Source organism: Nocardia sp. NPDC050799 (genome assembly GCF_040654015.1).
Lineage (GTDB): Bacteria > Actinomycetota > Actinomycetes > Mycobacteriales > Mycobacteriaceae > Nocardia.
The window spans coordinates 70,619-97,113 of sequence record NZ_JBFAHF010000004.1 but is presented as its reverse complement, the minus strand read 5'-3'; the positions used below and the strand labels follow the sequence as shown (position 1 = coordinate 97,113).

General features: G+C 68.8%; 24 protein-coding genes. 11 read left to right on the top strand and 13 right to left on the bottom strand.

Going from position 1 to position 26,495, the window contains the following annotated elements; all coding sequences use genetic code 11:
- Positions 1–7 precede the first annotated feature (7 nt).
- Positions 8–313 (bottom strand): WXG100 family type VII secretion target, encoded by a 306-nt coding sequence (locus AB0H42_RS05940; RefSeq protein ID WP_357050456.1) that lies wholly within the window; start codon positions 311–313, stop codon positions 8–10.
- Positions 314–333: 20 nt separating this feature from the next.
- On the bottom strand, positions 334–522 hold the full coding sequence (locus AB0H42_RS05935) for a WXG100 family type VII secretion target (RefSeq protein WP_357050453.1): 189 nt from the start codon (positions 520–522) through the stop codon (positions 334–336).
- A 401-nt stretch (positions 523–923) separates the two neighbouring features.
- On the opposite strand from AB0H42_RS05935, the gene AB0H42_RS05930 reads away from it, so the two are divergent.
- Positions 924–1,403, top strand: coding sequence for a GNAT family N-acetyltransferase (locus AB0H42_RS05930; protein WP_357050450.1), 480 nt, complete (start codon positions 924–926; stop codon positions 1,401–1,403).
- 58 nt (positions 1,404–1,461) lie between these two features.
- On the opposite strand, the gene AB0H42_RS05925 is transcribed toward AB0H42_RS05930, so the two are convergent.
- Genes AB0H42_RS05925 through AB0H42_RS05895 form a run of 7 tightly spaced genes read right to left on the bottom strand, consistent with a single transcriptional unit; the run spans position 1,462 to position 10,616 of the window.
- A complete protein-coding gene (locus AB0H42_RS05925; RefSeq protein WP_357050448.1) occupies positions 1,462–2,082 on the bottom strand; it encodes a TetR/AcrR family transcriptional regulator in 621 nt (206 codons plus the stop codon).
- A 6-nt stretch (positions 2,083–2,088) separates the two neighbouring features.
- A complete protein-coding gene (locus AB0H42_RS05920; protein ID WP_357050445.1) occupies positions 2,089–2,895 on the bottom strand; it encodes an enoyl-CoA hydratase family protein in 807 nt (268 codons plus the stop codon).
- A 53-nt stretch (positions 2,896–2,948) separates the two neighbouring features.
- The gene (locus AB0H42_RS05915; protein ID WP_357050442.1) at positions 2,949–4,109 is read right to left on the bottom strand and encodes an acyl-CoA dehydrogenase family protein; all 1,161 of its coding nucleotides are present in this window, start codon (positions 4,107–4,109) and stop codon (positions 2,949–2,951) included.
- 3 nt (positions 4,110–4,112) lie between these two features.
- Positions 4,113–6,149: a biotin carboxylase N-terminal domain-containing protein gene (locus AB0H42_RS05910; protein ID WP_357050439.1), complete on the bottom strand. Its 2,037-nt coding sequence runs from the start codon at positions 6,147–6,149 to the stop codon at positions 4,113–4,115.
- An 8-nt stretch (positions 6,150–6,157) separates the two neighbouring features.
- Positions 6,158–7,756: an acyl-CoA carboxylase subunit beta gene (locus AB0H42_RS05905; protein ID WP_357050436.1), complete on the bottom strand. Its 1,599-nt coding sequence runs from the start codon at positions 7,754–7,756 to the stop codon at positions 6,158–6,160.
- Positions 7,753–8,949, bottom strand: a complete 1,197-nt coding sequence (locus tag AB0H42_RS05900) for an acyl-CoA dehydrogenase family protein (protein ID WP_357050434.1) — start codon at positions 8,947–8,949, stop codon at positions 7,753–7,755. The genes AB0H42_RS05905 and AB0H42_RS05900 overlap by 4 nt, the downstream gene beginning before the upstream one ends.
- Complete coding sequence (locus tag AB0H42_RS05895) at positions 8,901–10,616, bottom strand: acyclic terpene utilization AtuA family protein (RefSeq protein ID WP_357050431.1); 1,716 nt, start codon at positions 10,614–10,616, stop codon at positions 8,901–8,903. Before AB0H42_RS05895 ends, AB0H42_RS05900 begins: the two co-directional genes overlap by 49 nt.
- Before the next feature lie 178 nt (positions 10,617–10,794).
- Here AB0H42_RS05895 and AB0H42_RS05890 point away from each other — a divergent pair, with 178 nt between their 5' ends.
- Positions 10,795–10,950, top strand: a complete 156-nt coding sequence (locus tag AB0H42_RS05890; RefSeq protein ID WP_357050429.1) for a hypothetical protein — start codon at positions 10,795–10,797, stop codon at positions 10,948–10,950.
- Between the two features lie 480 nt (positions 10,951–11,430).
- On the opposite strand, the gene AB0H42_RS05885 is transcribed toward AB0H42_RS05890, so the two are convergent.
- A complete protein-coding gene (locus AB0H42_RS05885; protein WP_357050426.1) occupies positions 11,431–12,108 on the bottom strand; it encodes an SRPBCC family protein in 678 nt (225 codons plus the stop codon).
- A 169-nt stretch (positions 12,109–12,277) separates the two neighbouring features.
- Here AB0H42_RS05885 and AB0H42_RS05880 point away from each other — a divergent pair, with 169 nt between their 5' ends.
- On the top strand, positions 12,278–12,943 hold the full coding sequence (locus AB0H42_RS05880) for a TetR/AcrR family transcriptional regulator (protein ID WP_357050423.1): 666 nt from the start codon (positions 12,278–12,280) through the stop codon (positions 12,941–12,943).
- Between the two features lie 35 nt (positions 12,944–12,978).
- On the opposite strand, the gene thiE is transcribed toward AB0H42_RS05880, so the two are convergent.
- Complete coding sequence (thiE, locus tag AB0H42_RS05875) at positions 12,979–13,674, bottom strand: thiamine phosphate synthase (protein ID WP_357050420.1); 696 nt, start codon at positions 13,672–13,674, stop codon at positions 12,979–12,981.
- 183 nt (positions 13,675–13,857) lie between these two features.
- Here thiE and thiO point away from each other — a divergent pair, with 183 nt between their 5' ends.
- Genes thiO through AB0H42_RS05860 form a run of 3 tightly spaced genes read left to right on the top strand, consistent with a single transcriptional unit; the run spans position 13,858 to position 15,951 of the window.
- Positions 13,858–14,955 (top strand): glycine oxidase ThiO, encoded by a 1,098-nt coding sequence (thiO, locus tag AB0H42_RS05870; protein WP_357050417.1) that lies wholly within the window; start codon positions 13,858–13,860, stop codon positions 14,953–14,955.
- On the top strand, positions 14,952–15,200 hold the full coding sequence (gene thiS / locus AB0H42_RS05865) for a sulfur carrier protein ThiS (protein WP_357050414.1): 249 nt from the start codon (positions 14,952–14,954) through the stop codon (positions 15,198–15,200). The genes thiO and thiS overlap by 4 nt, the downstream gene beginning before the upstream one ends.
- A complete protein-coding gene (locus AB0H42_RS05860; RefSeq protein WP_357050411.1) occupies positions 15,193–15,951 on the top strand; it encodes a thiazole synthase in 759 nt (252 codons plus the stop codon). The genes thiS and AB0H42_RS05860 overlap by 8 nt, the downstream gene beginning before the upstream one ends.
- A 110-nt stretch (positions 15,952–16,061) precedes the next feature.
- Here AB0H42_RS05860 and AB0H42_RS05855 read toward each other — a convergent pair whose 3' ends face one another.
- Positions 16,062–16,820 (bottom strand): helix-turn-helix transcriptional regulator, encoded by a 759-nt coding sequence (locus tag AB0H42_RS05855; protein ID WP_357050408.1) that lies wholly within the window; start codon positions 16,818–16,820, stop codon positions 16,062–16,064.
- A 626-nt stretch (positions 16,821–17,446) separates the two neighbouring features.
- On the opposite strand from AB0H42_RS05855, the gene AB0H42_RS05850 reads away from it, so the two are divergent.
- From AB0H42_RS05850 to AB0H42_RS05835, 4 genes are all read left to right on the top strand, one after another.
- Entirely contained in the window at positions 17,447–18,442 is a 996-nt protein-coding gene (locus AB0H42_RS05850; RefSeq protein ID WP_357050405.1) for an ABC transporter ATP-binding protein, read from the top strand.
- Positions 18,442–19,209: an ABC transporter permease gene (locus tag AB0H42_RS05845; protein WP_030524754.1), complete on the top strand. Its 768-nt coding sequence runs from the start codon at positions 18,442–18,444 to the stop codon at positions 19,207–19,209. The genes AB0H42_RS05850 and AB0H42_RS05845 overlap by 1 nt, the downstream gene beginning before the upstream one ends.
- Before the next feature lie 562 nt (positions 19,210–19,771).
- The gene (locus AB0H42_RS05840) at positions 19,772–20,536 is read left to right on the top strand and encodes an adenylate/guanylate cyclase domain-containing protein (protein ID WP_357050979.1); all 765 of its coding nucleotides are present in this window, start codon (positions 19,772–19,774) and stop codon (positions 20,534–20,536) included.
- Positions 20,537–20,912: 376 nt separating this feature from the next.
- Positions 20,913–21,587: a hypothetical protein gene (locus AB0H42_RS05835; protein WP_357050402.1), complete on the top strand. Its 675-nt coding sequence runs from the start codon at positions 20,913–20,915 to the stop codon at positions 21,585–21,587.
- Between the two features lie 217 nt (positions 21,588–21,804).
- On the opposite strand, the gene AB0H42_RS05830 is transcribed toward AB0H42_RS05835, so the two are convergent.
- Positions 21,805–22,791 carry a LysR family transcriptional regulator gene (locus tag AB0H42_RS05830; RefSeq protein ID WP_357050399.1) on the bottom strand — a complete coding sequence of 329 codons (987 nt, stop codon included), beginning with the start codon at positions 22,789–22,791 and terminating at the stop codon, positions 21,805–21,807.
- 158 nt (positions 22,792–22,949) lie between these two features.
- On the opposite strand from AB0H42_RS05830, the gene dnaE reads away from it, so the two are divergent.
- Positions 22,950–26,489, top strand: a complete 3,540-nt coding sequence (gene dnaE / locus AB0H42_RS05825; RefSeq protein ID WP_357050396.1) for a DNA polymerase III subunit alpha — start codon at positions 22,950–22,952, stop codon at positions 26,487–26,489.
- The last annotated feature ends 6 nt before the right edge of the window (positions 26,490–26,495 follow it).

Sequence of the window (26,495 nt, the reverse complement as noted above, 5' to 3'; positions counted from 1 at the left end):
GCTCGGGCTACCGGGGGCCGAACATCCGCTGGACGGTCTGGATGGCGGTCGTGTAGCGGGTGTGGGCATCGACCGCGGCCTGGCGCATGGCGTCCACCCCCTCACGGACGTCGGTGGCCCCGGCGGACCACTGCCGGAATGCGTCGGCCTGCGCCAGCGCCGTGTCACCGGACCAGGTCTGGTGCAGGGCGGCCATCCGTTGTTCGAGGCCGGTGAGGCTGTCGTTGAGGAAGCCGATGAAATTCGCCGCGCGCGCGGTGAGGTTGTCGAGTTCGTCGAGATCGACTTGGAAGGCCTCGGACGGCTCGGGCATGGTGGTTCCCCCTGGGTAGTTCAGAGATCGAGCGACGGGTAGCTCTGCGAATTACTGTCGTCCTGCTCGACGAATGTCTGTGTGGTGACGCCGAGCAGTTCGGCGATGGTCGCCAACGCCTCGAGTACCTGAACCGCGCCCTGTTTGGTCTCGTCCCAGCCCGCACGATAGGCGGTGGCGGAGTTGCCCTTCCACCTCGAGCACGGCATCGATATCGGTATCGAGATCCTGGAGGGCTTTCACCAGGCTGTCGGCGGTGAGTTGGACGAACTTGCCGGCATCGAGGACATGGTCCGGTACCACCTGAATCGACGGTGTCGAATCTGCCGAGTCGGCCACAGCCTCCCCCTCGATGATCGAACCGCAGCTGTCCCGACAGTACCGGCGGGCAGCCGCGTATCAAAGAGCCGAATTCCCCGCCCGGGCCCTTCAACACGACCGTGCGGGCCGGTCGGCCGCCGTCACCGGCACGGCCTTGGCCGCGGCGCCGATTCTGCCGCGCGGCGGCCCCCGTACTCGCCGGGTCGCCCGACGTCGTCCGGGCTGTGTACGGGCTCCCCGGGCGGGAATTCGATTGACACTGCCGGCCCGTGGGTGAAGTCTGCGCCGCATGAACAAGGCGCGACTGCTCCCGCTGACCGAGGAGAACCTGCACCTATTGCTTGCGCGTGCGGTGGCGGATGCCGACCCGCTCGAGGTGATGCCACCGGTTCCGGGCTCGATCGGCTGGGATCCCGCGGCCAGGGCCGCGTTCCTGGCGTTCCACCGCTCCCGTTCTGTCGCGACGCAGCGGCCGGTGGAGAGCACCTATGTCATCGTGGTCGAAGAGCAGGTCGTGGGTGCGGCGCGGCTCGCGCTGCTGGACGAGGGCCGGCTCGAAGTCGGCGCCTGGATCGGGCAGTCGCACCGTGGCATCGGGATCGGCACCGCGATCATGGACGAACTGTGGGCGCGGGCCCGCGATTCGGGTGCCCGGCAACTCGTGGCCCACACCACCGCCGACAACGGGGCGGCCTGCCGCCTGCTGGACCGTGCGGGCGCCGAACTCACCACATCCGGCCGCGACGTCGGTGCCGTGGTCGAGCTCTGAGGTCGTAGCCGTCGCTCGGCCCGGGGTGCCGCACGAAGGCAACGCCGAATAGGCCGCTTTACCCCGACCCGTCTCGCCCCGGCCTGGCTTCCAGCGCCTCGTGCAAGGTGACCGCCCACTGGTGCACGATCTGTTTGCGGCGGGCCGAATCGTCGGTGAGGACATCGGCCAGACCGAGTCCGCGCGCCAGGTCGAGGGTGGCCTGGACCAGGTGGTGGGCGACCGGGTCGGTGTCATCGACTCCCAGTGCCCGGACGGCGCGGCGGTGGGCGCCGCGACCGAAACGGGCTTCCAGCGGGACGATGCGTTCGCGGAGTGCCGGGTCGGCGGCGGCGTGGGTCCAGACCTGGAGGGCGGCTTTGAACAGCGTGCTGGTGTAGGACTCGACCAGCCCGGCCACCACGGCTTCGGTGCGGGCCAGGCCGGGTTCGGTGACCACCGCGGATACTGCCTGGTCGGTGCGGGTGTCGAACATGTAGGTGAGGGCGGCGGTGATGAGGTCTTCGCGGGTGGGGAAATGGTGCTGGGCCGCGCCCCGGGACACCCCGGCCCGTTCGGCGACCACCGCCACCGTCGCCGCTGCCCAGCCCTTTTCCGCCAGGCAGTCGATGGTCGCCTCCAGGAGCCGCTGCCGGGTGGCCCGGCTGCGGTCCTGTTTGGGTTCGTGGGGTGTCGCCATAGCGGCCTATTCTGCCGAGCGCGTCTCGACGGCCGGGACGGCCCAGCGGGGCGGACGGCGTTGCAGGAACGCGGTCATTCCCTCGATCACTTCCTCGGTGCCGAAGAAACTGCCCGAGCGGGCCGCCAATTCGTCGGCGGAGCGGTCGAATCCGGCCAGGATCGGCGCGGTGGTGAGACGTTTGCTCGCCGCGAGGCCCTGCGGGGAGGCTTTGCGCAGTTCAGCCAATAGTTCGGCGGTCCGGGCGGCCGGGTCGTTCGTCGCCAGGGTGATCAGGCCGATCCGCTCGGCGGTATCGGCGTCGAACTTCTCGCCGGTCAGGAAATAGCGGTCGGCGGCGCGGGGAGTCATCCGGGGCAGCAGGGTGAGCGAGATGACGAAGGGGGCCAGGCCGAGTCGCGCCTCGGTGAGGGCGAAACTGCTGGATAGGCCGGCGACGACGATATCGCAGGCCGCGAGCAGTCCCATACCGCCGGCGCGCACGTTACCGTCCACCCGCGCGATCACGGGTTTCGGGAGTTCCAGGATGGTGCGCAGCAGCCGCACCATCCATTGAGTGCGGATATCGGCGGCGGCGGCGGGGTCGGCGTCCACCGCTTCCTTCAGATCCGCTCCCGCGCAGAAGGTACTGCCAGTATGTGTCAGGACCACCCCGCGCACTGCCGGGTCGGCGGCTGCGCGGTCGAGACCCGCCAGGAGTTCGGTCACCAGACGCGCGGAGATGGCGTTGCGGTTGTGCGGGGAGTCGAGGGTGAGGGTGGCGAACCCCTCCTCGACGGCATAGTCGACGACCCGGGTCTCGGTGTCGGTCACGGCGGCCCTGCCTTTCTGCGAGCCGGGGCGCGGATGCCCCGGACCGCCGGTGTTCAGTAGGACTTCGGCAGGCCCAGCGAATGCTGGGCGACGAAGTTGAGGATCATTTCCCGGCTCACCGGGGCCACCCGCGCGATCCGGGCCGCGCCGAGCATGGCGGCCAAGCCGTATTCCGAGGTCAGGCCGGAGCCGCCGTGGGTCTGGATGGCCTGGTCGAGGGCCTTGATACTGGCCTCGGCGGCCGCGTATTTGGCCATATTGGCGGCCTCGGCGGCGCCCATCTCGTCACCGGCGTCGTAGAGGGTGGCGGCCTTCAGCATCATCAGCCGGGCCAGCTCCAGTTCGATCTTCACCTGCGCCAGCGGATGCGCGATGCCTTGGTGCGCGCCGATGGGGGTCTTCCAGACCGCGCGCTCCTTGGCGTATTCGACTGCCCGGTCGAGGGCGTAGCGGCCGACGCCGACCGCCATGGCGGCGCCCATGATCCGCTCCGGGTTCAGGCCCGCGAACAGCTGCATGAGGGCGGCGTCCTCTTTACCGACCAGGGCGGTCGAGGGCAGCCGGACGTCATCGAGGAACAGGGTGAACTGGTGGTCCGGTTCGATGATGTCCATATCCTGCGGGGTCTTCTCGAACCCGGGTGCGTCGGTGGGGACGATGAACAGGGCGGGCTTGAGCTTGCCGGTCTTGTGGTCTTCGGTGCGGGCCACGATCAGTACTGCCTCGGCCTGGTCGACGCCGGAGATGAAGATCTTGCGACCGGTGAGCAGCCAGTCGTCACCGTCGCGGCGGGCGGTGGTGGTGATCTGGTGCGAATTGGAACCGGCGTCGGGTTCGGTGATGCCGAAAACCATCTTGGCCGAACCGTCGGAGAGCTTGGGCAGCCATTCGGCCTTCTGCTCGTCGGTGCCGTACTTGGTGATGATGGTGCCGCAGATGGCGGGTGAGACCACCATGAGCAGCAGCCCGGCACCCTGTGCGGACAGCTCCTCCATCACCAGCGCCAGTTCGTACATACCGGCCCCGCCGCCCCCGTACTCCTCCGGCAGGTTCACCCCGAGGAAGCCCAGCTTCCCGGCCTCGGCCCACAGTTCGTCCAGCGGTTCGCTCTTCCGCGCCCGGGGCAGCACGTAATCGCGGTAGTTGTACTTGGCGGCCAGCGCGGCCACGGCGGCGCGCAGTTCTTTGCGTTCGTCGGATTCGATGAAGCTCATTGCCTACTCCTGGTTTTCGGTGGCGGGATCCACCACGGCGAGAACGGCACCCACGTCGACCTGCTGGCCGACTTCGACATTCACGGCACTGAGCACACCGTCGGCGGGCGCGGCGATGGTGTGCTCCATCTTCATGGCCTCCAGCCACAGGATCGGCTGACCGGCGGTCACCGAACTGCCGACCGCGGCGCCCAGCCGGATCACGCTGCCCGGCATGGGCGCCAGCAGGGATCCGGTGGCCACCTGGTCGGCGGGGTCGGTGAACCGCGGCAGGCGGCGCACCGACACCGGACCGAGCGCGGAATCCACGCAGACCAGGTCGGCGTAGCGGGCGACGGCGAATTGCCGCCGGACCGGGCCGTGCGCACCGGGCACCGCCAGCACCACCTGATCGGGAGCGACGGAGATCAATTCCAGGCCGTCGTGCCCGGCGACCTCCACCCCGCCGCGGGTGAACCGGTAATCGATATCGTGCGTACCGGTGGCGCGGCTTTCGTAGGACTTGCGTTGCGCCTGCGACGGCAGATTGCGCCAGCCGCTCGGCACACCCGCGACCACACCGGCCCGCGCTCGGTTGGCGGCCGCTTCGGCGAACGCGGCCGCGACAATCGACAGTTCCTCCTCGTCCGCGCCGGCCAGGGGCGCGGCCAAGGCGTCCAGGCCGTGCGTGGCGAAGAAGGCGGTATCGGTATCGCCGGCCAGGAAGGCGGGGTGGCGCAGCACCCGGACGAGCAGGTCGCGGTTGGTGACCAAACCGTGGATCCGGCCCCGGTGCAGGGCACCGGCCAGCAACCGGGCCGCCTCCGCCCGGGTTCGGCCGTAGGAGATGACCTTGGCGAGCATGGGGTCGTAATGCACCCCGACCACCGAACCGCCGATCACACCGGAATCCAGCCGGACCCCCGGGCGGTCGAGAAGGTCGAATTCCGCCGCGACCCCGGGGATCTCCATCCGGTGCACGGTTCCGCTCTGCGGCTGCCAGTCCTGCGCGGGGTCTTCGGCATAGAGCCGAACCTCGATCGAATGACCGCGCAGGGCAGGCGGTTGCGGAGGCAGCCGATGCCCCTGGGCCACCTCCAACTGCAATTGGACCAGGTCCAGCCCGGTGGTGCATTCGGTGACCGGGTGCTCCACCTGGAGGCGGGTGTTCATCTCCAGGAAGAAGAATTCACCGGCCTCGTCGGCCAGGAATTCGACCGTACCGGCGCCGGCGTAGCCGATGGCGGCGGCGGCCTGGCGGGCCGCCTCGAACAGCCGGTCCCGCATACCGGGCCCCGAATCCGGTCCCCGGCCCGCGTCGATACGTTCCACCAGCGGAGACGGCGCCTCTTCGACGACCTTCTGGTGCCGCCGCTGGATCGAGCACTCCCGTTCGCCGACGGCCCAGATGGTGCCGTGCGTATCGGCCATCACCTGGACTTCGATATGGCGACCGGTCTCCAGATAGCGCTCACAGAAGACGGTGGGGTCGCCGAACGCCGATTCGGCCTCCCGTCGGGCGCCTTCCAACTGCCCGGGGAGTTCGGCAAGGTCGCGCACCACCCGCATACCGCGGCCGCCGCCACCGGCGGAAGCCTTGATCAGGACCGGGAGCTGGGCTGCGGTGACCTCCGCCGGGTCGAGTTCGGCCAGCACCGGCACCCCGGCCGCGTCCATCATCTTCTTGGACGCGACCTTGGAACCCATCTCCTCGATGGCGGCGGCGGGCGGCCCGATCCAGACCAGTCCGGCCGCTTCCACCGCGCGCGCGAATTCCGCGTTCTCGGAGAGGAACCCGTAGCCGGGGTGGACGGCGTCGGCACCGGTGGCCTGAGCGGCCGCGATGATGAGGTCGGCGCGCAGGTAGGTCTGCGCGGGCGTGTTCCCGGGCAGCCGGACCGCGGCGTCGGCCTCGGCGACATGCGGGGATTCGGCGTCGGCGTCGGAATAGACCGCTACCGTGCCCACGCCCATCCGGCGGCAGGTGGCGAAGATCCGGCGGGCGATCTCACCGCGATTGGCGACCAGGACGCTGGTGATCAGCTGCTGCGAATTCGACACGACCGGCCTCACATTCGGAAGACGCCGAAGGATTCGGCGCCCTGGACAGGTGCAGTGTGGATGGCCGAGAGGGCCATACCGAGCACTGTGCGGGTATCGCGCGGGTCGATGACCCCGTCGTCGTAGAGCCGCCCGGACATGAACATCGCCAGCGATTCGGCCTCGATCTGCGCTTCCACCATGGCACGCATCCCGGCATCGGCCTCTTCGTCGAACGCCTGCCCGCGGGCCTCGGCGGCGGCGCGGCCGACGATGGAGATCACCCCGGCCAGTTGCGCCCCGCCCATGACCGCGGATTTGGCGCTGGGCCAAGCGAAGACGAAACGGGGGTCGTAGGCGCGGCCGCACATGCCGTAGTGCCCGGCGCCGTAGGAGGCGCCCATCAGTACCGAGATGTGCGGGACCTTGGAATTGGAGACCGCGTTGATCATCTGGGCACCGTGTTTGATGATGCCCTTCTGCTCGTATTCCTTACCGACCATGTAGCCGGTGGTGTTGTGCAGGAACAGCAGCGGGGTGTTGGTCTTGTTGGCCAGCTGGATGAACTGGGTCGCCTTCTGTGATTCCTCGGAGAACAGCACCCCGCGGGCATTGGCGAGGATGCCGACCGGATACCCGTGCAGTTCGGCCCAGCCGGTGACCAGGCTGGACCCGTAGCGGGGCTTGAACTCGTCGAAATCGGAGTCGTCGACGATCCGGGCGATCACTTCGCGGGGATCGAACGGGATCTTCAGGTCGGGCGGGACGATCCCCAGCAATTCGTCGGGGTCGTAGCGCGGTTCCGGTACCGAGGTCCGCGCCGCCGGCCCCTGCTTCTTCCAGTTCAGCCGTTTGACGATGCGCCGGCCGGTGCGGATGGCGTCCTGTTCGTCGAGCGCGTAGTAATCGGCCAGTCCCGAAACCCGGGCGTGCATATCGGCGCCGCCCAGGGATTCGTCGTCCGACTCCTCACCGGTGGCCATCTTCACCAGCGGCGGTCCACCCAGGAACACCTTGGAGCGTTCCTTGATCATCACCACGTGATCGGACATACCGGGGATGTAGGCGCCGCCCGCGGTGGAGTTGCCGAAGACCAGGGCGATGGTGGGGATACCGGCCGCCGACGCCTGAGTGAGGTCGCGGAACATCCGGCCGCCGGGTACGAAGACCTCTTTCTGCGTGGGCAGATCGGCGCCGCCGGATTCCACCAGCGAGATCACCGGGAGCCGGTTCTCCCGGATGATGTCGTTGACCCGCAATGTCTTGCGCAGCGTCCACGGATTGGAGGTGCCGCCGCGCACGGTGGGATCGGGGGCGACGATCATGCATTCCACACCCTCCACCACGCCGATACCGGCGACGGTGCTGGCACCCACCTGGAATTCGCTGCCCCAGGCCGCGAGCGGGCACAGTTCGAGGAACGGCGAGTCCTCGTCGATGAGCAGTTCGATACGTTCGCGGGCGGTCAGTTTGCCGCGTTTGCGGTGGCGCGCGAGTTTCTCCGGGCCGCCGCCCGCGATGACCTTCTCGAATTCCGCCTCGACCTCGGCGAGTTTGGCGGTCATGGCCGCGGCCGCCGCGGTGTAGTCGCCGGTCGTGGTGTCGAGCGTGCTGCGCAGTGTCGTCATGACTGATATCCCAAACGTTTCGCGGCCAGGCCGGTGAGGATTTCGGTGGTTCCGCCACCGATCCCCAGGATCCGCATATCGCGGTACTGGCGTTCCACCTCGGATTCGCGCATATAGCCGAGTCCGCCGAACAGCTGAACCGCCTGGTTCGCCACCCATTCCCCGGATTCGACGGCGGTGTTCTTGGCGAAGCAGACCTCGGCGATCAGATCGGTCTCCCCGGCCGCGGCGCGGGCGGCCACGTCCCGGGTGTAGACGCGGGCGATATCGACCCGGCGGGCCATCTCGGTGACGGTGTTCTGCACGGCCTGCCTGCTGATGAGCGGGCGGCCGAAGGTTTCCCGGGTGCGCACCCAGTCCAGGGTGAGGTCCAGGCAGCGCTGGGCGCTCGAATACGCCTGCACGGCGAGTCCGACCCGCTCGCTGACGAACGCTGCGGCGATCTGCAGGAAACCGGAATTCTCCGGCCCCACCAGGTTCGATACCGGGACCCGGACATCCTGGTAGGACAGTTCCGCGGTATCGGAAGCGCGCCAGCCCATCTTGTCCAGTTTGCGGCCCACCGTGAAACCGGAGGTGTCCTTCTCGACTACCAGCAGCGAAACCCCGGACGCGCCGGGACCGCCGGTGCGGACGGCGGTCACCACGAAATCGGCGCGGCAGCCGGAGGTGATGTAGGTCTTGGCGCCATTGACGATGTAGTGGTCACCGTCGCGGCGGGCCGAGGTGGTCAGGTGCCCCACATCGGAACCGCCCCCGGGTTCGGTGATCGCCAGCGAACCGATCTTGTCACCGGCCAGTGTCGGCCGTACCCAGCGGTCGAGCTGCGCGGGATCGCCCGCGGCGATCAGGTGCGGTACCGCGATACCGCAGGTGAACAGCGAGGCGAAGACTCCACCGGAGACTCCGGCGTAGTGCAGTTCCTCGCAGACGACGGCGCCGTCGATCCCGTCCCCGCCCGCACCGCCGACGGACTCCGGGAACTGGATACCGAGCAGACCGAGTTCCCCGGCCTTCTTGTGCAGTTCCCGTGGGATTTCCCCGTCGTGTTCCCAATCGTCCTGATAGGGAAGGATTTCCCGCTCGGCGAAAGCGCGCACGGTGGCGCGGAGTTCGCGGCGCTCGGCGGTGTTCCAGACAGTACTCACGGCAGCAGCTCCAACGGTATGTCGAGATGACGGGACCGCAGCCATTCGCCGAGTCCCTTGGCCTGCGGGTCGAATCGGGCCTGGTAGGCCACGCCTTCGCCGAGCAGACCGGAAATGAGGAAGTTGAGCGCCCGCAGATTCGGCAGCACATGCCGGGTGATCGGCAGCGGGGCGGTCTCGGGCAGTAGTTCGCGCAGCCGTTCGACGGTGAGGGTGTGCGCCAGCCAGCGCCACTGCTCCTCGGTGCGCACCCAGACGCCGATATTCGCGTCCCCGCCCTTGTCGCCGCTGCGGGCCAGCGCGATCTCGCCGAGTGGTACCCGTTTCGTGGGTGTGGGTGGAAGCGGCTCGGGCAGTTCGGGTTCCGGGACCTCGGCCAGTTCGCGGGTTTCCGACGGTGCCCCCACCAGGATCTTTCCTCCGGCCGGCGGGTGGGCGGTATGGGCGACCTCGGCGGCGTCGACGAATCCCGGGCGGTAGACGCCGTAGGGCGAACCGTTGCCGGGCGGGGCGGTGAAACTGCAGCCCGGATAGCTGGCCAGCGCGAGTTCGACCGCGACGCCGGAGAACGCGCGCCCCACCTTGTTCGGATCGGGGTCGCGGACCACACAGCGCAACAGGGCGCTGGCCCTCTCCTCGGTGTCGGCGTCGGGGCGGTCGAGCCGGGCCAGGGTCCAGTCCAGTTCGGCCGGACGTTCGGGCAACCAGGATTCCAGCTGCCGCCGCGCCAGATCGGCTTTCGCTTCGATATCGAGACCGGTGAGGATGAACTCCATTTCGTTGCGGAATCCGCCGAGAGTGTTCAGCGAAACCTTCACCGTCGGCGGCGGCGGTTCCCCCACGACGCCGCGGATCGACACCCGGTCCGGGCCGTCGGCGGCGAGTTCGACCGTATCGAGCCGGGCGGTGACATCGGGGCCGGCGTAGCGCGCGCCCTGGATCTCGTACATGAGCTGGGCCGCGACGGTATCCACGGTGACCGCGCCGCCGGTGACCGCGTGTTTGGTGATGACGCTGCTACCGTCCGCGCGGATCTCCGCGAGGGGGAATCCGGGGCGGCCGAGGTCGGGGAGTTCGCGGAAGAACGCGAAGTTGCCGCCGGTGGCCTGGGTACCGCATTCGATCACATGACCGGCCACCACCGCGCCGGCCAGCCGGTCGTAATCGGCGCGTTGCCAACCGAAATGGGCGGCGGCCGGGCCCACCACCACCGATGCGTCGGTGACCCGGCCGGTGACCACCACATCCGAGCCCGCGGCCAGGCATTCGGCGATACCCCAGGCCCCGAGATAGGCGTTGGCGGTGAGCGGGGAGCCGAGGCCGAGTTCGGCGGCGCGGCCGGTGAGATCGTCGCCGTCCACATATCCGACCCGGACCTCGAGGCCGAGCCGGTCCGCCAGCTCGCCCACCTTCTCCGCCAGCGCGGCCGGATTCAGGCCACCGGCATTGGTCACGATCTGCACATTGCGTTCCAGCGCGAGGCCGAGGCATTCCTCGAGCTGGCGCAGGAAGGTTTTGGCATAGCCGAGGCCGGCATCCTTCATCCGGTCGCGGCCCAGGATCAACATGGTGAGTTCGGCGAGATAGTCACCGGTCAGCACATCGAGCTGCCCGCCCTCGAGCATTTCGCGCATCGCGCCGAACCGGTCGCCGTAGAACCCGGAACAGTTGCCGATCCGAATCAGGCCGGGATCGGCCGCCAGACCACCCATCAGCGGTTTCGCCTCCTACCGCGGCACCGGGCGGGGTCGCCGATAGGCGCCCGTGGCTGTCCGCGTACCGCCCCAGCATCACAGGCAGCCGGTAAAAAATCAAGCACGCGTGCTTGTTAATCTCCGGACTCCGGGGCCCGGCCTCGGGCAGCGCCGAGACCAGGCACAATAGGCCTCTGTGTCCACCGATGTCGCCGTAGTTCTGCTGTTCACCCTCGCCGGATTTCTCATCGGCGGCGCCTACACCACCTGGAAGACCGCCCGGCCACTATCGATCAGCCTGGGGGTCTGCGCCGCGCTCGCGGCACTGGGCGCGGTGCTCTGGCTGCTCTGACGCCGCTGCTCTGACGCCGCAGACGACGCCGGACGCTCAACCGGCCCGACCGCACCACCTGTGACCACTCACAACGGGAACCGGCGGCCGGACATGTTTCCGAAGCGCCGTCGGGGTCAACACTCAGGGCACGGCGCGTTGCGCGACAGGCGGGACGTCGCGGTGAACCAGAGCCCGGGGATGCGACCGGGTTCCACCGGACACCTCCCCCTGGCACCGCCGGAACACGCGCCGGCCCTGCCCCTCTGCGCCGGGCACGGCCGGCGCGCTTTCCCTCGGGATCAGTGGCTCGGGCCGCCGGCACAGCCGTCGCGTGCCCCTCACCACCCCCGCCTGCCCATCCGTTCGGCGGCACGTACCGCTTCTGCGCGCGTCTTGGTCGAGTCCGTGGCGAGGGCGGCGGACAGACGGTTGCGCACCGTCCCTTCGGGCAGGTGCAGGCGCTGCGCGATGACCACCGTGACGGCTCGCCGGACGGCTTCATCGCCGGGCTTCCGCGGTGGCTTTCAGTTCGGCCAGCCAGGTTTCGAGACCCGCGCCGAGGAAACCGGTGGACGTGGGTACATCCGCCTCGACCTGCGCGCCGTTCCAGTTCTCCTCGGTGCGCACCAGGACGCCACCCTCGACCTCGGTGAAATTCCAGACGTGAATGCCGTTGTCGATGTGCACTCCCTCGCCCACCGCGGGCCCGGTCCAGCGAATGCACTTCTCCGGCTCGATCTGCCGAACCGAGGATGTGATGGACAGCGTGTCGGCGGGTGTGATCGCGGTGGCCGGCACCGGGGTCGTCCACCGGAATTGCGAGCCTTCCCGCAGCGGGCCGGGGTCCAGACGCTCGATGGTCGCGACGGCCTGCTGCCACTCGGTATAGCGCTCGACGTCGGTGTGCAGATTCCAGACGGTGCTCAGTGGTGCATTGATCACCGTTTCGGCGCGGTAGTGGATCGGGGCGGAACGGTCGATGCTCTCACCCCCGCAGGTCAGCGCGGCCGGGTCGGCGGCCACGGCACTCGTCGCGGGCCGGCTCGTCTCGCTCGTCGCGGTGTCGCCGCTCTCGCCGCCACATGCGGTAGCGGCGGTCAGCACGACCGCGGCGAGCGGGACCAGGAACAGGGTGGCGCGCATACCGGACCGGCGACGGATCTGCGGGTGGGACATGGTCACTCCTTTTTCACGGGCTCGAGTCAGAGGTTCGAGCCGACTACCGAGTTAGTACTTCTCGGATTGGTTAGAGGTTATAACCACTCTTCGGTAATCGTCAATAGCGAAAGTGATAGGGTCTAACCGAATCGGGCGGTTCACCGGACCCGGCAGGAGGCAGCGGACGTTGGCAGCAAAGGGAACGGGTTCGCGGGAGCGTTATCGGACCCAGGTGCGCGAGGAGATCAAGCAGTACGCGTGGGAGCAGATCGCCGCGGCGGGTGTGCCCGCGCTGTCGCTCAACGCGATCGCCAAACACGTGGGTATGAGCGGCCCCGCCCTGTACCGCTATTTCGCGAGCCGTGACGAACTGATCACCGAACTGATCCGTGACGCTTACCGCAGCCTCGCCGACACACTGGAAACCGCACTCGGCAACGGGGCCGATATATCCGAACTGGCCTTCGCGGTGCGGGACTGGGCTTTGCGGGATCCGCAGCGTTACTTCCTCATCTACGGCACACCGGTCCCCGGTTATCGGGCCCCGGCGGACACGACCGCGATCTCGAATCGGGTCATGACCGTACTGATCGCGGCCTTTTCCGCGCTGCCCCCGGCGGAAAAGGAGAGTCCATTCGACTCCCATCTCGCGCGGCACCGCCACTGGGCCGGTGACGCCTCGGTACCGGCCGCGATCCTGCACCGCGCCATATCCTTCTGGACCCGGCTGCACGGCGTGCTCTCACTGGAACTCGCCGGCCATTTCACCGGGATGGAGTTCGACCCCGCACTCCTGTTCACCGAAGAGCTGGGCACGCTCCTCGCCCCGGACCGAATCAGCCCATCGGAGTAGCCGATCGGGCCCGGTCGGGCGTCCGGCGGCGCGGCTCAGGCGGCCAGCAGCGCGGCCTTCAGTGCCCGCGCCGCGGACTCCGGGTCCTGGGCGGCGGTGATGGCGCGCACCACGACCACCCGTTCGGCGCCCACCGCCAGAACTTGGGGAAGAGTCGCGGCGTCGATACCGCCGATGGCGAACCACGGCCGGGTCGGCGCCGCTGCCGCGGTCGCGCGTACCAATTCCAAACCGGCGGGTGTGCGCCCCGGTTTGGTCGGGGTCGCCCACACCGGGCCTGTGCAGAAATAATCGAGGTTCTCGTCACCCGCGGCCAGCCGGGCCTGCTCCCGGTCGTGGGTGGACCGCCCGAGCACCACATCCGGGCCGAGGATCTTGCGGGCGTACCAGGGCGGCAGATCCTGCTGACCCAGATGCAGCACATCGGCGCCCGCCGCCAGCGCGATATCGGCACGATCGTTGACCGCGAGCAGTGCGCCGTGGCGGCGGGTCGCGGCCTTCAGCTCGGCGAGCGCCGCGAGTTCGCCCTTGGCCTCCAGCGGGCCGAACTGCTGCTCCCCGGGCGAACCCTTGTCCCGGAGCTGGATGATGTCCACTCCACCGGCGAGGGCCGCTTCCGCGAACTCGGCGAGGTCCCCCTTCTCCCGGCGGGCGTCGGTGCACAGGTACAGCCGGGCGGTCGCGAGGCGGTCTCGCGGGGGCAGCGGTCGGCGAGCGGAGGACGGTTGCACAGCTGCCACCGTAACCGCGCTAACGTGGAGAAGTTGCAGGAGGTGGAACGTAGTGCGAACATCCGCGCGCGCGGCGCGGGCGGCGAGCCGGACCCGGCCGGCGCGATGTAGCCCGGCGCCGATCCATCGATCCGGCCGTACCGCCGACGCCCTCCACCGTGCTTTCCGGAGGAGGTGGCGCAGGTGAGCGGCCAGGCCACCGATTCGACCCTCGCCGTCGTCGGCGGCGGGGTGATCGGGCTGGCTGTGGCCTGGCGGGCCACCGAGGCGGGCTGGACGGTGACCCTGTTCGATCCGGCGGTGGGCAGCGGCGCCTCCTGGGTGGCCGGCGGGATGCTCGCACCGCTGTCGGAGGGCTGGCCCGGCGAGGACGCGGTACTGGAGTTCGGGGCCGCGGCACTGGCCCACTGGCCGGACTTCGCCGCGCGACTCGAGGCCGTCACCGGCGTAGATGTCTTCGTCGCCGCCGAGACCCTGACCATCGCCCAGGACGCCGCCGATGCCGCCGACCTGCGCACGGTCGCCGAATGGGTCGGCGAGCGCGGCCACGAACTCCGGGTACTGGACCGGGCCGGGGTCCGGGAGCTGGAACCGGCGCTGGCCCGCACGGTGCGGGCCGGGCTGCTGGCGCCCACCGAGCCGGCCCTCGACAACCGCCGGCTGCTGACCGCGCTGCGCAAGGCCGTAGCCGAAGCGGGGGTGACCGTGCACGCGGACCGGGTCCGCGACCTCACCGAACTCGACCAGCGGCAGGTGGTGCTGGCCGCGGGCGCCGCCTCGGCCGAATTGTGGCCGGGTCTGCCGGTCCGCCCGGTGAAGGGCGAGATCCTGCGCCTACGCCACCGCCCCGGCGCGCAACCGCCGCCCACCAGGGTCGTGCGGGCGCGCGTGCACGGGCGGCCTGTGTACTTCGTGCCCCGCGCCGACGGCCTGGTGCTCGGCGCCACCCAGTACGAGGCCGGTTTCGATACCGCCGTTACGGTCGCCGGGGTCCGCGACCTCATCGGGGACGCCGAGACCGTATTGCCCGGAATCGGCGAATACGAACTGCTCGAAGCCGCGGCCGGCGTGCGGCCCGGCAGCCCCGACAATCTCCCCCTCGTCGGGCGGTTGTCCGACCGCGTGATCGCGGCCACCGGGCACGGCCGCAATGGCATGCTGACCAGCGCGCTCACCGCCGAGGCGGTGGTGGCCGAGCTGAACGGCCGACCACTGGCCGAGGTCGCGGCGGCCGATCCGAACCGGTTCACGGCATCCACACCCTCAGGAGGTAGTCGATGACACAGTCGTCCACACCGGGCTCACCGGCGCACGGATCGTCCGTGCCGATCGGGGTCACGGTCAACGGGACCGAGCACGAGTTGACCGAACAGCTCACGGTGCGTCAACTGCTGGAACGCCTTGAACTGCCGTGCCAGGGCGTCGCGCTGGCGGTCGACGGCGCCGTGTTCCCGCGCTCCCGCTGGGACGAGCCGGTGGGTCGCGGCTGGGAGATCGATGTGCTCACGGCGGTTCAGGGTGGCTGACGAAGCACTGCGCATCGCCGACCGCACCTTCGGCTCCCGGCTCATCATGGGCACCGGCGGCGCGGAGAACCTGACCGTGCTCGAGGAGGCTTTGCTGGCCTCGGGTACGGAACTGACCACGGTCGCCATGCGCCGGGTCGACGCCGCGGGCGGTACCGGCGTGCTCGACCTGCTGAAACGGCTCGATATCGCGCCGCTGCCCAATACCGCGGGCTGCCGCACGGCCGCCGAGGCGGTGCTCACCGCCCGGTTGGCGGCCGAGGCGTTGGATACGAACTGGGTCAAACTCGAGGTGGTCGCCGACGACCGGACCCTGCTGCCCGACTCCATCGAACTGATCGACGCAGCCGAACAGCTGGTGGACGCCGGTTTCACCGTGCTGCCCTACACCAACGACGACCCCGCGCTGGCGCGGCGGCTCGAGGACGCGGGGTGCGCGGCGGTGATGCCGCTGGGCGCCCCGATCGGAACCGGTCTGGGTATCGGCAATCCGCACAATATCGAGATGATCGTGAGCCGCGCCCAGGTGCCGGTCATCCTGGACGCCGGTATCGGGACCGCCAGCGACGCCGCGCTCGCCATGGAACTCGGCTGCTCCGCGGTACTGCTGGCCACCGCGGTGACCCGGGCCAGGCATCCGGCCCTGATGGCCGCCGCCATGGCCGACGCGGTACGGGCCGGTTACCGGGCACGGGAGGCGGGCCGGATCCCCAAGCGGTTCTGGGCCCAGGCGTCCTCACCCGGACGGTAGCTCCCCGAGACCGGCCCCTCCGCGAGTGGATGCCGGTGCGGGCTCGGGCCATCCTGGGTGACGCCCTGGTCTGATGGCCGCTCAGCTGGGCACCAGGTGTCACGGTGACATCAGGTGTCCAGCTCTGGGGGTTTGTTGTAGGCGTCGATGGTCGCCTTCGTGGTGGAAGAGTCCTGCAATACCAGTTCCCATGGCCCGGTGTTCACCTCGAAATTCTTCCCGAAACCGACCCACTTCCCGGCCATCCGGCTACCGGTCAACTCGATCAGCAGTTGGACCGAACCGTGGTACCGGGCGCCGCGGTAGTAGCCTTCCTGCGCGGTGATCTCACTCCATGTGCCTGTCGACACATGGCCGTCCACTGTCAAGTCCATCTCCAGTGATGACGGAGACGAGCCGGGCAGACTGCGCACGGTGAGCCGGTCGTCGTGCTGCAACATCACCACGTAATGCGCTGTGGTGAATGTCGCATCCCGGCCGCTGGAGTAGTACTCGTACCGGGACAGCCAGACGCCCGAGTATGAGCCCGGAAGTCGGGCGCGCGAACCGCCCCCCGCCGCGGTCGCCTGGCCGGGATCGACAGCGCCGATGGGCGATTCGACGTTCTGGCTTCCGTCCGGGCCGGACAGGCTCCGGCCGGCCATGACCGCGCCGAACCCGAGCGTTTCGATCGGTAGACCCATGACCTTCTCCAGTGCCCGTGCATGCGAGGGCCGCGGGTTGAGTGTGCGTCCGGCCTCCCAGCGCTGTACGAGTCGTTTGGTAGCGCTGGCGCATCCCGCTTCCCGTAGTGCCCGCGCGAGATCGTCTTGGCTCATCAGGCGAGCGTTACGGGCCGCCCGCAGTGCCGTGTTCGGTTTGGTGACCATGCCGCGACAGTAATGCTTGGACGCCTAAATGTCGCCTAGAATATGTACATATTGACGCCTCAACCGTCGTCGTATCACCCGAGGCAGGACAGCCAATGTGAAGGGAGCCCCGCCGTCGGGTGTGACCCCGACTCCCCGACGGCGGGTGCCTTCCAAAACCGCAGGGGGTCGGGGATGCAGGGGTGCGTAATGGTTGGGGAATGGCTTACCGATTGCCGGACGTTGGGTCGGGTCGCCGCGGGTCTCAGGCGGCTGGATATCTATTCGGCGGCGTGCAGGTGGAAGGACCCGCTGCGCGGCAGGTCTCATGCCCATCACGTCATGGCGATCCATGCCGAGCATCGCTGCCCCCGATACACGATGGCCAGTGACTACCTGGAAAAGACAGGCTGGTCATGACGGGCACCGACCTCGCCCTGGTCCTGCTCTCTGTCGGGCTGGTCGTACTCACCGTCGCGCTGTTTCGAAGCCAGTGACAAGCTGTCACTCTCCACGGTGCTCATGACCGCACTGCCCCGTACGGACTTGTACCCACCAGAACGGTCCGGCCGTCATCCTCCAGGATGAGGGCGGATGGCGACCATCGGGCGACGCGAGCGCTCCCTGGATACGGCATGCTGGTCGGCATGATCGAAGTCCGGGGCTTGACCAAGCACTACGGGCAGACCGTCGCGGTCCAGGACCTGACCTTCACCGTGCAACCCGGTCAGGTCACCGGGTTCCTGGGACCGAACGGCGCCGGTAAATCCACCACTATGCGCATGATCCTCGGCCTGGATCGCCCCACCGCGGGCAGCGCGCTCATCGACGGCAGACCGTACGGGCAGCTGAAGCATCCGTTACGTGAGGTCGGCGCGCTGCTGGACGCGAAATGGGTGCATCCCAACCGGTCGGCGCGAGCCCACCTGGAATGGATGGCGGCCTCCAACGGGCTGCCGAAATCCCGGGTGGAGGAGGTACTGCGACTGGTGGGTCTGTCCGAGGTCGCCGGTAAATCGGCCGGTGGATTCTCCCTGGGCATGTCGCAGCGACTGGGTCTGGCGGGCGCCCTGCTGGGCGATCCGAAAGTCCTGCTCTTCGACGAGCCGGTCAACGGCCTGGACCCGGAGGGCATCCTCTGGATCCGGCGGTTCATGCAGCGACTGGCCGCCGAGGGCCGCACTGTCCTGGTGTCGAGCCATCTGCTCTCGGAGATGTCGCAGACCGCCGATCATCTGGTGGTCATCGGCCGCGGCCGGCTCATCTCCGACTCCACCACCGCGGAATTCATCGAACGGGCGTCGGAGTCGTCGGTGCGGGTACGCAGTCCACAACTCGACGAGCTGCGCAGTCTGCTGACCTCCAACGGGATGACCGTGAAACAGAACGAGGGCAACGCCGACGGCGCGGCACTCGTGGTCAACGGGGTCACCAGCGACGCGGTCGGCGCACTGGCCGGTGAGCACAACATCACCCTCTACGAGCTCGCCCCGCAGCGGGGCTCGCTGGAGGAGGCGTTCATGCGGATGACCGGCGGGGATGTCCAGTATCACGGTGAGGTCGGCCCGCAGGGCGATGTCGCGGCGGCCCCGCCCGGGGCCCCCGGGCCGGTCGAGCCCAAGGTTCTCGGAGGTACCAAGTAATGGGTGTGATCGCCGCGGAACGCATCAAACTCACCTCGACCCGCTCGCCGTGGTGGTGCTCGCTGATCGTGGTGGCCCTCGCGGTCGGGTTCGCCGCACTGTTCGGGCTGATCGGGCGGATCGCCGCCGACGACCCGCAGGCTTCGGGAGCTCCCGCGCTGACCGTGGACACCGCCTTCCTCGGGATCAGCGGGTTCGGGGTGATGGTGCTGGCCATCATGGCCACGCTCACCGTGACCAGCGAGTACCGGTTCGGCATCATCCGGACCACCTTCCAGGCCGTGCCCAACCGCATCCTGGTGATCGGCACCAAGGCGGGCCTGGTCGGGCTCTACGCGGCCGCGCTGACCACGGTGCTCGCCTTCGCCGCCTACGCGGTGGCCAAGGCGGTCGCCGGGGACGCCGGCTCCACCCTGATCCTGGAGGGCAACTGGCGTGCCCTGTACTCGATACCGGTCCTGGCCTTCCTCAATGTGGTGCTGGCCATCGCCATCGGTGTGCTGGTCCGGCAGTCGGCGGCGGCGATCTCGTTGATCGTGCTCTGGCAGCTGATCATCGAACCGCTGGTCGGCGCACTGGGTAAAGTGGGACGTGAGATCAGCGCGTTCCTGCCGTTCCAGAATGCGAGCCGCTTCGCGCTGATGGATGAGTCGATGGCGTCGGGTAACTGGCACTGGGGCGTATGGGGCAGCCTCGTCTACTTCATCGCCTTCGTCGCACTCGTCACCGGCGTCGCCCTGGTGGTTGTCAACCAGCGCGACGCCTGACCGAATCGCCCGAGCCGCTTCCCTCGCCGCTCGGGTATGGGGTAGGCGCGGCCTTGTCGGGAGGATCGCGCGCCCCGCACGCCGGCGGCCACTGCCCGGTCGTCGGAGTGCACTTACCACCGGCCCGGTGCGCAATGCACCGGGCCGGTGGTCGTGATCACACAGGGTGGTTGTTCCCCTGGTCTCCGGCGAGGGCAGGCGACTCTTCGCGACTTGCCAAATATCTGTAACCAAGCGTTCACCGGCAGCCCGCCGGTCGTCGCTACGATCGTGGTCAGGCACCGAACGTTTTCCATCGGCGGACCCAACGGCGTGCCGCACTCCTCCGATAGAGAGGCGACAGGTGACGATTATCAGCGTTCCCCTCGCGTCCGATTCCCTGAGATACCCTCGGGGCGTGAACGAAAAGCCCTCCGGCCGAGCCGTACCGGAGCCGGAGGTCGACAGCGCCGCCGCACCGGGCGCCGATCACGCGTCCACCGACGAGCCGGCGGTCGGGCCGGCCCCCGAGAACGGCGCCGCCGTCGGCGCGGTACGCCGTGTCCATCCGCTGTCGGCCCTGATGAACGCGGCCAACCAGCGACCGGATGTGATCGAGGTCCTGCGGCGGGCCCGTCATCAACTCCCCGGCGATCCCGCCTTCGGTGACCCGCTCTCGGTCACCGGCCCCGGCGGCGCCCGCGCCGTGGCACGAGCCGCGGACCGGCTGGTCGGCGACAACCCCAGCGCGGCCCGCGAGATCGGGTTCGGTGCGCTGCAGGTCTGGCAGGCGATGCTCGAACGCCTCGGTCGCGGGAAGGGCACCCAGGAGATGACGGTGATGTTCACCGATCTGGTGTCGTTCTCCTCCTGGTCGCTCACCGCGGGCGACGAAGCCACCCTGGACCTGCTGCGCAAGGTGGCCAAGGCCATCGAACCCCCCATCGCCGAACGCGGCGGCCAAGTGGTGAAACGGATGGGTGACGGCGTCATGGCGGTGTTCCCCTCCGCCGATCGCGCCGTACAGGCCGCGATCGCCGCGAAACGCAATCTGGCCGAGGTGACCGCGGGCGACTACCGGCCCCGGATGCGGATCGGCCTGCACACCGGTTCACCGCGGGAGATCGGCGGCGACTGGCTGGGTGTGGACGTCACCATCGCCGCCCGGGTGATGGAGGCCGGCGGCAACGGCAAGATGATGGTCTCCCACACCACGCTGACCGCGCTGAGCCCCGAGACCCTGGCCGAACTGGGGCAGACGGCCCGCCCCTACCGCCGCAGTTTCTTCGCCGCCCCCCTGAGCGGGGTACCGGAGGATCTGCGCATCTATCGGATCAGTTCGGCCTGACCGCTCGGGTCCCCGCGTCGCCGCCGCCGAGAGGCGCCGGTGTGGACGGTCGCTGACCGCTCGGACACGTCCTGCACCCTGTCGGTCGCGCGACCGTGCCGGATGCCGCCGGGCGAGAAGCAGCTGCGGGCGGCCGGCTCGGTATAGCACGGCGAGCGCGATAGGGCACAGTGACATTGTGGACCGCGGTCTTGACGAGGTGTGGCGAAGTGTGCGCGAGATGCTCGGTGCGACCGCCAAGGACGGCGGCCCCGCGATCGCCGCGTTCCCGAAGCAAGCCAGCGGTCACGTCACCCGGGCCGCCGAAGGGTTCGAGAGGGCCTCTGCCGCAGGAACACCGGATCGAACCGTCGCATCCGGCGACAGGTTCATCCCCATGGCACGGTCTTCCACCTACGTACGCGGCCGGGGCCTGGTCGACGAGGTGAATTACAGCGAACTACGGCGGACGAGAAGACCCGGGTCCTCGGGGAACTCCCCGGCCTTCGAGGAGATCCAACGGCTACAGGGATTCTGCGGCCCCGTCACCACGGTGACAAGACCCGAGGTCGATGCGGTGATCAGGCCGGGCAGGCCACCGCTGTTCCGCGGGTTCGAGGAGGATCGCTATATCGACGCCTTCATCGAAGGCCCCGTACGACCGGGCGGCGGCCCCTCCGGATCCGGGACGTATGTCACACCGCTGGAGAGCGTCGCCTTCGACTACACCGATCCCACCCGCACTCAGGAACTCGCCACCCGGCGGGCCCGCGTGGTGTTGATGGCACTACGCCCGGAGGCCCGGGTGACCACTCTCGACGCACTCATCACCCAGCGTGATCACGCCCTGACCCGAATCGACGGTGAACTACGGGTCCTGCGCACCACAGCGGACCCCACGGACGAGGAGACGACTCGCCGCATCGCGCTGCAGGACAAGCAGCTGACCTTCGCCGATATCGGCCAATTCGGTGCCCTGTGCGGCTGGGACGCCATCGACGGATCCAGCGCCTTCTCGGACAAACAGTGGGTCATACTCAACCCGACTGCCCTGTTGGTCCATCACCGCTGAGGACCATCGCCGGGAGCGCCCAGATGCCAGCCGGGCGACGACGCGCCATACGCCAGGGAGCGTCGGCCCCTCCGATGCGCTCTCCCGGCCGATCATCCGGTAATGCGCTCCTCCCAGCTCGAGGCGCCGATTCACCGATATGCGAGCGCGCCGGTCGCCGCCGCCGACCCACCCGGGGCCGCGGACGGCGCGAAGGACTGGACGTGCGCCCATCCCGCTACGCGGATACGAACAGGGGCCGGTCGATCTCCGGGACCCAGCAGTCGCGCGCGATATCGCGGTTGTAGTTGTCGCGGAAATAGGCGACCAGATCCGCGATACCCGGATGCGGGTCGGCCCGGTCCCACAACAGCGCGTGCGGGTAGGCGGGGGTCGGGTCGACAATCGGCACCCGGCGGATATGCGGATGCCACGGGGATTCGAAACCTTCCGCGCTGAAGGTCGCGAGGGTGTCCGAATCGGCGATGTGCTCGATCACCATCGCGATCGGCGCGGGCCCGCGGCCGGTGGCGACCTCGGGGAACAGCTCGGACCGGCGACTGCTGTCGATCACGACTCCGCTGTACCGGTTCAATTCACGGTAGTAGTCGGTCCACTCCGATTCCACCGAGGTCCCCGGTACCCACACCGTCACCCCGGCCAGTTCGGCGAGCGAGACCGCCGCACGTCCGGCCAGCGGATGGTCCTTGCCGACCAGCAGATGCAACGGGTCCAACAGGAACGGGATGGCCGCGATGCGCGCCGGCAGCGGCCGGGGCCCGCCCGCGGCGCGGGCGACGGCCGCGTCCACCCGGCCCGCGACCAGGGCGTCGCGGGAGGTGACAAAGGCGTTGGTCAGCACGATTTCGGTGTCGCGGTCCGGGTGGCGGCCGAGGTAGTACCGCATGGCCCGCATCTCGGTCGCCCGCTCACCCAGCACCGCCACCCGCAGCGGCCGCGGGCGGCACATCACCGTGGCCACTGCTTCGTCGGCGACGGCGAGCAGAGAGCGCGCGTGCGGCAGGAACCGCGCGGCAGGCGCGGTGGGTGCCGCGCCGGTGGGGACCCGGTCGAAGAGCTCGAGGCCGAGTTGGTTCTCCAGCCGGGCGATACGTTTGGACACCGCCTGCTGGCTGATGCCGAGCAGCGCCGCGGCCGCACCGAACCGGCCTTCGTCGGCGACCGCGACGAAGGCCCGGACCGTAGCCAGATCGAGCTCGGGCACCCCACCTCCTGATACATCCATCGGTTGTCTCCGCTGTCGTGTCGATTGTTCGACTCAGTGCATTTGAGCTGGTCATATGTAGACGAAATGACCTTATCCGCCCACCGGCTCGACAACCGAACCGGCCACGGGCCCGGTTCTACGGTACGGGGTGATCGATGACGGACGCGTCTTTCGTGCATCTGCACAACCACACCGAGTACTCGATGCTCGACGGTATGGCGAAGGTGAAGCCGCTGTTCGCGGAAGCCGAGCGACTGGGGATGCCGGCGGTCGGGATGACCGATCACGGCAATATGTACGGGGCCGCGGAGTTCTTCCGGCAGTCCCGGGATTCGCCGGTGAAACCGATCATCGGTATCGAGGCGTATATCGCACCGGAATCCAGGTTCTCCGGCAAACGGGTTTTCTGGGGCGAGCCCGGGCAGAAATCCGACGATGTGTCGGGGTCGGGCGCGTATCTGCACATGACACTGTTCGCCCGGAACGCGGTGGGTTTGCGCAATCTGTTCCGGCTGTCCTCGCGCGCGTCGTTCGAGGGACAGTTGGGGAAATGGCCGCGGATGGACGCCGAACTCGTCGCCGAACACGCCGACGGTGTCCTCGCGACCACGGGTTGTCCGTCCGGCGAAGTCCAGACCCGTCTGCGGCTGGGGCAGTTCGACGCCGCCTACGCGGCCGCGGGCCGCTGGCGCGATATCTTCGGCCCGGACAACTTCTTCCTCGAAGTGATGGACCACGGCCTGACGATCGAACGCCGGGTCCGCGACGATCTGCTCGCCGTCGGCCGGAAGGCCGGACTCACCGTACTGGCCACCAACGACTGTCACTACGTACTACGGGAGCAGGCGGCGGCACACGAGGCGATGCTGTGTGTGCAGACCGGGAAGACGCTGACGGATCCGGCGCGGTTCCGGTTCGACGGAGACACTTTCTATCTCAGGTCCGCGGCGGAGATGCGCCACCTGTGGGACGACGAAGTGCCCGGCGCCTGCGATACCACTCTCGCGGTGGCCGACCGCATCGAACCGTATGACGAGGTGTGGGAATTCCGCGACCGGATGCCGGTGTTCCCGGTGCCGGAAGGCCATACCGAGGACAGCTGGCTGCGCCGCGAGGTGGACGCGGGCCTGCGCTGGCGTTTCCCCGCAGGCGTACCCGACAGTTACCGGGGCCGCGCGCAGTTCGAGCTGGACATCATCCGCGACAAGGGCTTTCCCGCCTACTTCCTGGTGGTCGGCGATCTGGTGGCACACGCCCGCCGGGTCGGTATCCGGGTCGGCCCCGGCCGTGGTTCGGCGGCGGGGTCGCTGGTGGCCTACGCGCTGGCGATCACCAATATCGACCCCATCGAGCACGGGCTGCTGTTCGAACGGTTCCTCAACCCCGAGCGCCCGTCGGCACCCGATATCGATATCGATTTCGACGACCGCCGCCGCGGCGAGATGATCCGCTACGCCACCGACCGCTGGGGCGCGGACAAGGTCGCGCAGGTGATCACCTTCGGCACCATCAAGACCAAGGCGGCCATCAAAGATGCCGCCCGCGTCCAGTTCGGGCAGCCCGGATTCGCGCTCGCCGACCGGATCACCAAGGCGCTGCCGCCCGCGGTGGCGGCCAAGGACATCCCGGTGGCGGGGATCACCGATCCCGGGCACGAGCGCTACGGCGAGGCCGCGGAGGTGCGGGCACTCATCGAGGCCGAACCGGATATGCGCCGCATCTACGACACCGCGGTCGGACTCGAGGGGATGGTCCGCGGCGCCGGAGTCCACGCCTGCGCGGTGATCCTGTCCAGCGAACCGCTGCTCGATATCGTGCCGCTGTGGAAGCGCCCGCAGGACGGGGCTATCATCACCGGCTGGGACTACCCGTCGTGTGAGGCCGTCGGCCTGCTGAAAATGGATTTCCTGGGTCTGCGCACCCTCACGGTGATCGGTGACTGCCTCGACAATATCCGCGGCAATCGCGGTATCGAGATCGACCTGGACACCCTCACCCTCGACGACGAACCCACCTACGCCATGCTGGCGCGCGGCGACAATCTCGGGGTGTTCCAGATGGACTCGGCCGGTATGCGCGAACTGCTGCTGCGGATGGCCCCCACCGAGTTCAACGATCTGGTGGCCTCCAACGCCCTCTACCGGCCGGGGCCGATGGGCGTGGGGGCGCACTGGTCCTACGCCGACCGTAAGAACGGGCGGGAAGCGGTGACGCCGATCCATCCCGAACTCGACGAAGCGCTGCGCGCGGTCCTCGCCGAAACCTACGCGCTGATCGTCTACCAGGAGCAGATCATGCAGATCGCGCAGCAGGTCGCCGGATACTCCCTGGGCCAGGCCGATCTGCTGCGCCGGGCGATGGGTAAGAAGAAACCGGAAGTTCTGGCCATGGAGTTCGAGAACTTCCGGGACGGTATGCGCGGCAACGGCTACCGCGACGCGGCGGTGACCGCGCTGTGGGAGGCGGTGCTGCCGTTCGCCGGCTACGCCTACAACAAGTCGCATGCCGCCGGTTACAGCCTGGTGATGTACTGGACCGCCTACCTCAAGGCCAACTATCCGGCGGAGTTCATGGCCGCCCTGCTCACCTCGGTCGGTGACGACAAGGACAAATCGGCGATCTATCTGGCCGACTGCCGCAAACGTGGGATCCAGGTGCTGCCACCGGATGTGAACCAGTCGGCGGCCACGTTCACCAGCGTCGGGCCCGATATCCGCTTCGGCCTGGGCGCGGTCCGCAATGTCGGGGAACCGGTGGTGCGGGCGGTGGTCCGGGCGCGGGAGTCGGCCGGCGCGTTCACCTGCTTCTCCGACTACCTGACGAAAACCGACAGTGTTGCCTGCACCAAAAAGGTGGTCGAATCACTGGTCAAAGCGGGTGCCTTCGAATCCCTCGGCCATCCCCGCAAAGGTCTGTACACGATCCACAGCGATGCGATCGACGCGGTGACGGTCACCAAGAAAGCCGCGGCGCGCGGGCAATTCGACCTCTTCTCCGGTGCTACCGCCGACCCTGCCGCGGACACCTCCGTTTTCGCGATGCCCGTCCCCGACGAGGAATGGGAAACCCGCGAGCGGTTGGGCTACGAACGGGAGATGCTCGGGCTCTATGTCTCCGGGCATCCGCTCGACGATATCGCCGCCGCGCTGGCCGCCGCCGGTGACACCCCGCTCGCCGCCCTGCACGACGGTCGCGTCCCGCACGGCCGCCGGGTGCGGCTGGCCGGCATCATCGCCGCCGTCGACCGGCGGGTCACCAGGAAGGGCGAACCATGGGCGGTCGTGCGCCTGGAGGACCTGGAGGCCGGCGCCGAAATCCTGTTCTTCCCCGCTGCCCACGCCACCGCCGCCGGATATCTCACCGAGGACGCGATCGTGGTGATCACCGCGACAGTCAGCGTCCGCGACGGGCGCCGGTCGCTGCTGGGCGATCAGGTGACCGCACCGGATCTCACCGCCGGTGCCGCCGGGCGGCCGCTCACCCTCACCCTGCCCGTGGCGGCCTGCACCCCGCACACGGTCCGCGCCCTGCGCGAGACCCTGCAGCGGCATCCCGGCCCCACCGACCTGCGAATCGACCTGATCGGCGCCCGGGGTCCCCGGCTGCTCGCCCTGGACCCCCGCTTCCGGATCACCACCTCGTCCGCGCTGATGGGTGAGCTGAAAGCGCTGTTCGGACCGGCTTGTCTGCGCTGACGAGAC